Source organism: Micrococcus sp. HMSC31B01, from assembly GCF_001816085.1.
GTDB classification, from domain to species: Bacteria; Actinomycetota; Actinomycetes; order Actinomycetales; family Micrococcaceae; genus Micrococcus; species Micrococcus luteus.
The window spans coordinates 1-1,310 of the sequence record NZ_KV824810.1; the positions used below are offsets into that span (position 1 = coordinate 1).

Genomic DNA, 1,310 nt, shown 5'->3' on the forward strand with positions numbered 1-1,310 from the left:
TCGGCGGGGGCGCCCGGCTCGGCGTCCGCGGCGGTGCGGGGGCGGTCGGTCGCGTGGTCGTCGCTCATGGGCTCCATCAGACCACAGGGCCCGGGCCTCGGATCAGAGCCCGGCGACGGCGCTGACGGCCTCGTCGACCGCCGCGCGCGCGGGCTCCAGCTTCCACTGCAGATCCGAGCAGATGATGCTGAACGCGAGGACCCGCCCGGACGTCGCGGTGACGGTGCCGGTGAGGGAGACCGTCTGGTCGAGCGTGCCGGTCTTCGCGGCCACGGCCTGCCGCGCGGGGGCATCCGGGAACCGGTCGCCCAGGGTGGAGTCTTCGCCGGGCCGCGGCAGGCCCTCCAGCACGGTGGCCAGGGCGGGCGTGCGGGCCACCCCGGCCACGACGCCGGCCAGCTGGCCCGCACTGACGCGGTTGTCCGGGGACAGGCCCGAGGAGTCCACGAGCGCCATCCCGGCGGTGTCCACGCCGAGGTCCTCGGCGGTGGCCGTCAGCAGCCGCGTGGCGCCCTCGTGGGTGGCCGGCAGGTCCGTGGCGGGCGCGGCCGTGTGGGCCAGGGCCTCGACCACCTGGTTCTCCGAGTGGGCCAGCAGGTACGCGACCTGCTCCCCCACGGACGCGGACTCCACCGCCGCGACGGGGGCGGCGGCGAGGACCGTGGCGCGCGGCACCTCGGTGGCCGGGAGCGTGTCCCGCAGGCCCACCTCGAGGTCGGCGCCGGAGGCGGCCACCGCGTCGTCGAGCGCGGCCTGGAAGGTGAGCGCGGCGAACTGCGCCGGGGCCTCGATGCGGTCCTCCCCGGTGCCGGGGGCCTCACGGCCGCCGTAGGTGGCCAACGGCTGCACCGGCGCGATGTTGCCGCTCTCCGGGATGTCCGACGTCCAGCGCGGGTTCAGGGCCGTCCGGTCCGTGAAGAGCCGCAGGTCCGTGCTGACCACCACCTGCCCGGTGACGCCGTCCTCGACCAGCCCGGCCACGGTCCGCTCCGCGAGGGTGCGCAGGCCCGCGCGGCCGGAGACGTGCGTCGAGTCCGAGGCGCCCGTGCCCAGCAGCACGTCGCCGCCGCCCACGAGCACCAGCTCGGTGGCCGCGCCGTCCGCGGTGGGCTGGGCCACCACGGTGGTCTGCAGGGTCGTCTCAGGACCCAGGGCGGAGACGATGGCCGCGGCGGCGAGCACCTTGAGCGAGGACGCGGGGGCCACGGGCTCGTCCGCGTCCCGCGCGTAGAGCACCTCGCCGGTGGCGAGGTCGCGGAACTCGGCGGAGACCGTGCCCGGGGACGTCGCCAGCCCCGGCTCGACGGCGG

The 1,310-nt window shown here is 77.2% G+C and carries 1 protein-coding gene; it reads right to left on the reverse strand.

What is annotated here, in order from left to right; genetic code table 11:
• Positions 1-102: 102 nt before the first annotated feature.
• Positions 103-1,310 (reverse strand): D-alanyl-D-alanine carboxypeptidase/D-alanyl-D-alanine-endopeptidase (locus HMPREF3105_RS00245; protein ID WP_070708493.1); only part of this gene is annotated, 1,208 nt, incomplete at its 5' end.